This is a genomic window from Leptospira stimsonii (assembly GCF_003545885.1).
Taxonomy (GTDB): Bacteria; Spirochaetota; Leptospiria; order Leptospirales; family Leptospiraceae; genus Leptospira; species Leptospira stimsonii.
Genome location: NZ_QHCT01000001.1, coordinates 1320001 through 1325000, shown reverse-complemented (window position 1 = coordinate 1325000; position 5000 = coordinate 1320001). Strand labels below are relative to the sequence as shown.

2 protein-coding genes (both only partly in view) are annotated in these 5000 nt (G+C 46.5%); both read right to left on the bottom strand.

The genetic code is table 11. The features are described 5' to 3' along the window. Nucleotides 1–1416 carry the 5' end (the start) of a DNA-directed RNA polymerase subunit beta' gene (gene rpoC, locus DLM75_RS06505; protein ID WP_118967633.1) on the bottom strand. Its footprint begins 2805 nt before the window's first position, so 1416 of the gene's 4221 nt are visible here — the first part of the coding sequence; the start codon lies at nt 1414–1416; its stop codon lies beyond the left edge, outside the window. 3 nt (nt 1417–1419) lie between these two features. Further along, nucleotides 1420–5000, bottom strand: the 3' portion of a protein-coding gene (rpoB, locus tag DLM75_RS06500) for a DNA-directed RNA polymerase subunit beta (RefSeq protein ID WP_118967632.1). It continues 100 nt past the right edge of the window; 3581 of the gene's 3681 nt are visible here — the last part of the coding sequence; its start codon lies off the right edge, out of view — the gene reads right to left on this strand; its stop codon occupies nt 1420–1422.

Sequence of the window (5000 nt, the reverse complement as noted above, 5' to 3'; positions counted from 1 at the left end):
CAACATCCAAGTTTCCAACTGAGCCTTTGGAGTCAGAGGAACGTGGATCGCCATCTGATCCCCGTCGAAGTCCGCGTTGAACGCGTGACAGACGAGAGGATGGAGTTTGATCGCTTTTCCTTCCACAAGGATCGGTAAGAATGCTTGGATCCCCAGACGGTGAAGGGTCGGAGCTCTGTTCAACATCACGGGGTGCTCTTTTACGACGTATTCCAAAACGTCGAAAACTTCTTTGTCTTCGGCTTCCACTTTCTTTTTTGCGGACTTGATGTTCGGAGCTAGGTCCAGATCGACAAGTCTCTTCATGATGAATGGTTTGAAAAGTTCCAAAGCCATTTTTTTGGGAAGTCCCATCTCATGGTATTTCAACTCGGGACCGACTACGATTACGGAACGACCCGAATAGTCGACCCGCTTTCCGAGGAGGTTCTGACGGAAACGACCTTGTTTCCCTTTGAGCATGTCGGAGATGGATTTCAAAGGACGGTTTCCCTTTCCTTTAACGGCGCGTTTTCTGCGAGAGTTGTCAAAGAGAGCGTCAACGGCCTCTTGCAACATTCTCTTTTCGTTTCGAACGATGATCTCAGGAGCCTTCAGAGCGAGAAGTCTTTTGAGACGGTTGTTCCGGTTGATCACACGACGGTATAAGTCGTTCAAGTCGGAAGTAGCGAATCTACCACCTTCCAACTGAACCATAGGACGAAGTTCCGGAGGAATGACCGGAACGATATCAAGAACCATCCACTCGGGACGGTTTCCGGAATCACGGAACGCTTCGAGAACTTCGAGGCGTTTCAGAATTCTTTTATCGGAAATCTTATCCTTGTCTTGGATCTTTTGACGGATCATTCTCGCTTCCGCATCTACGTCGATACGAGCGAGAAGTTCTTTGATCGCGTCCGCGCCGATTCCGGCTACGAACTTGTCGCCGTACTCGTCGAGATAAGCGTGGTATTCTTCTTCGTCGATGAGTTCGCCGCGGTTTCTTCCCGAATCCGCAGGATCGATGATGACGTATTTTTCAAAGTAAAGAACGCTCTTTAGCTGGTTCACAGTCATATCGAGCAGAAGTCCCATTCTCGAAGGAACAGAACGGTAATACCAGATATGAGAAACCGGAGCCGCGAGTTCGATATGGCCCATTCTTTCGCGACGAACTTTAGAGTGAGTTACCTCGACCCCGCACTTGTCGCAGACCACACCCTTGTAACGGATGGACTTGAATTTACCGCAGTAACATTCCCAGTCTTTTGTGGTTCCGAAAATTTTCTCGCAGAAAAGACCGTCTTTCTCGGGTTTTAAAGTCCGGTAGTTGATGGTCTCTGGTTTTTTAACTTCCCCGTAAGACCATTCTTTGATCCTTTCGGGAGAAGCTAGGCGGATTGTAATCGATTCGAAGTCGTTATGGGATCTCATGTCTTATGCGTTCTCTATAGTCTCGAATTTAATTTTCTTCTTACTCTTAGAATATTCATCCTCGTAATCGGAAATATCAACAGTGTTTCCTTCCGAGTCGGTGATGATGATATCCAGAGCAAGCCCTCTTAGCTCTTGAACCAATACGTTGAAGGACTCAGGGATACCAGGTTTGATGGAGTGGATTCCCTTTACGATCGCTTCGTAGATTCTCGCACGTCCGAGCATATCATCGGACTTGATGGTCAAAAGTTCCTGAAGAGTATGAGAAGCTCCGTAGGCTTCGAGAGCCCAGACTTCCATTTCCCCAAGACGCTGACCCCCGAACTGAGCCTTTCCTCCGAGCGGTTGTTGCGTAACCAGAGAGTAAGGACCGGTCGATCTTGCGTGGATCTTATCTTCCACCAAGTGAGCGAGTTTTAAGATGTAGATATAACCGCAGAAGACTTCGTTCATAAAAGGAAGTCCGGTTCTACCGTCAAAAAGTTTGAATTTAGAATTCAGAGGAAGGTTCGCCTCTTTACAGAAATTGTCCACGTCCGATTCTTCCGCACCGTCGAAAACCGGAGTTTCAAAAGAAATTCCGAGTTTGCTTGCGGCAAAACCCAACTGAGTTTCAAAAATCTGACCGAGGTTCATCCGTGAAGGAACGCCTAACGGATTCAAGACGATGTCCATCGGAGTTCCGTCTTCCATGTAAGGCATGTCTTCTTCCGCCATCACACGAGCGACGACTCCTTTGTTACCGTGGCGTCCGGCCATCTTATCCCCAACCAGAAGTTTTCTTTTTCTGGCTACGAATACTTTTACCATTTCTTCCACGCCCGCAGGAAGTTCGTCTTGATTCTCGCGAGAGAAACGTTTGATATCGATGACGGTTCCTTCGAAACCGTTCGGCATTCTCAAAGAAGAATCTCTTACGTCTTTGGCTTTTTCACCAAAGATAGAATGAAGAAGTTTGTATTCTGGAGTGAGATCGGTTTCCCCTTTCGGAGTCACCATTCCCACAAGAATATCTCCCGGTTTTACTTCCGCACCAACGCGGATTACACCAGTTTCATCCAAATCACGGAACGCTTTGTCCGAAAGATTCGGAATGTCTCGAGTAATTTGCTCCGGTCCAAGCTTCGTTTCTCTGGCTTGGATTTCGAATTCTTCGATGTGGATCGAAGAGAAAACGTCGTCGCGAACGATTCTTTCAGAAATCAAAATCGCATCCTCGAAGTTGTAACCTTCCCAAGGCATGAACGCTGCGAGAACGTTTCTACCGAGAGCGAGAACACCGTTGTCGACCGCAGGACCGTCTGCGAGAACGGTTCCTTTCACGAGAATATTCCCGATCTCGTCCAGTTTCTCACCGGTAACGATTTGTCCCGCAAGAGTAGTTCCACGTTTTACTTCGTCTCCGGAAGAAACGATAGGAGCGTATTGTCTGCTTCCCATCTGGAGAATGTATTCTTTCACATCTCCGTTTTCCGAAGTAACTTCGATTTTTTCTTTAGAGACCTTGGTCACCTTACCGTTAAAGTCGGAGTGAACCACGCCAACGATCGGCTTCTGATTGAAGCAGGTTCCTTGGTTTGTCTTTTTGAATTTCGTAAGATCGTAGGTATCGGATTCTTTTCCGCCCTTTCTTTCCACAACGATCCGTTCCGCATCCACGGAAACGACCACACCGTCGTGTTTGTTGACGATACAAATTCTGGAGTCATAAGCGGCTCTGGTTTCCATTCCCGTTCCGACAAAAGGAGCTTCTTCACGAAGAAGAGGAACCGCTTGGCGTTGCATGTTGGAACCCATCAAGGCGCGGTTCGCGTCGTCGTGTTCCAAGAAAGGAATGAGCGCTGTGGAAACCGAAACAACCTGAAGAGGAGCCAAGTCCATGTACTGGATCTCGCTTGGGTTACGGAAAGGGAAGTCCCCTCTGTGACGAGTGGAGATCAATTTGTTTTTGAGTTCCCCTTTTTCGTCGAGAACGCCCGATGCTTGTGCGATGTAATGATATTCTTCTTTGTCCGCGGTAAGGTGTTCGATCTGACCGGTGACTTTGGAATTCTTAACGGTTCTGTAAGGAGTTTCTAAGAATCCGTAGTCGTTCACACGAGCATACGAAGACATAGAAAGAATCAAACCGATGTTCGGACCTTCCGGAGTTTCAATCGGACACATTCTACCGTAGTGAGAATAGTGAACGTCCCGCACTTCCATACCGGCTCTGTCTCTCGAAAGACCACCGGGACCGAGTGCGTTCAATCTCCGTTTGTGAGTCAGCTCCGCGAGAGGGTTTGTCTGATCCATAAACTGAGAAAGTTGAGAAGAACCGAAAAATTCGTTGATCACGGCTGTGATCGGTTTGATCGAAATGAGAAGTTGAGGAGTTTGGGTTTCAATTTCCTGAACAGTCATTCTTTCTTTGATCACTCTTTCCACTCTGGAGAATCCGGTCTTGAGTTGATTGGAGATCAACTCTCCAACGGAACGAATCCTTCTGTTTCCAAGGTGATCGATATCGTCCGGATAATAGTTTTCCGTTTCGGAGAAAAGATTCAGAATGTAACGAACGGTTTCGATGATGTCCGCCGGTCTTAAGACACGAGCTTTTTCACCGGAAAATTCTTTCGGGTTATTGAATTCGAACTTAGAATTGATTTTGTAACGACCCACGTCTCCGAGATCGAAAGTTTTCGGAGAGAAGAAAAGACGAGTCAATTCCGTAGTCGCGTTCTCGATCGTGGAAGGCTCACCCTGACGCATCAAAGAATGGAATTTAAGAATCGCATCCTCGTAGTCGTTCACTCCGTCTTTTTCAAGAGCGTTGATCAAGATCGGGTTATCTTTTCCTTTCGGGAATTCGATCAACTCGACTTCTTTTACCTTCATCTCTTTTAAGATGGAGATATTGTCTTCGTTGATTTTGGAACCGGCTTCGAGCATCACCTCTCCGGTTTCCATGTTGATGATATCGTTGATGGTTCTTCTTCCAAGAATCTTCTTCAGATCTTTGGAAGTGGCTCCTGCAATTTTCTCTTTTCTGGAGCTATAGAATAAACGAAGAACTTCTTCGTTCGTTCCGTGTCCTAATGATTTGATCAAAAGAGTGGCCGGGAATTTTTTCTTTCTATCGATTTTCGCGATCAGAATTCCCTTGTTGTCCATTTCGAATTCCAGCCAAGATCCTCTGTAAGGAATCACTCTGGCTGAGAAAACGTCTCTTTCCATATCATAAGAAAAGAATATACCGGGAGAACGATGAAGCTGAGAAACGACGACTCGTTCCGCTCCGTTGATGATAAACGTTCCCTGCTCGGTCATCACGGGAAGATCTCCCATGTAAACCGTTTGTTCGCGGATTTCTCCGGTTTCTTTGATGATTAACCTGATGACTGCTTTTAACGGAAGCGCAAAAGTCGCGTCCGTGTCTTTACATTCTTGCGGAGAACGTTTCGGTTCTCCCAGAATATAATGACTGTATTCCATGATCATGTCATTGTTGGGACTTTCAATAGGAAAGGTCTCCCGGAATACAGCTTCTAATCCTTGATGCTTTCTTTTGGTTTCATCCTTAACGTCTGTCTGAAGAAACC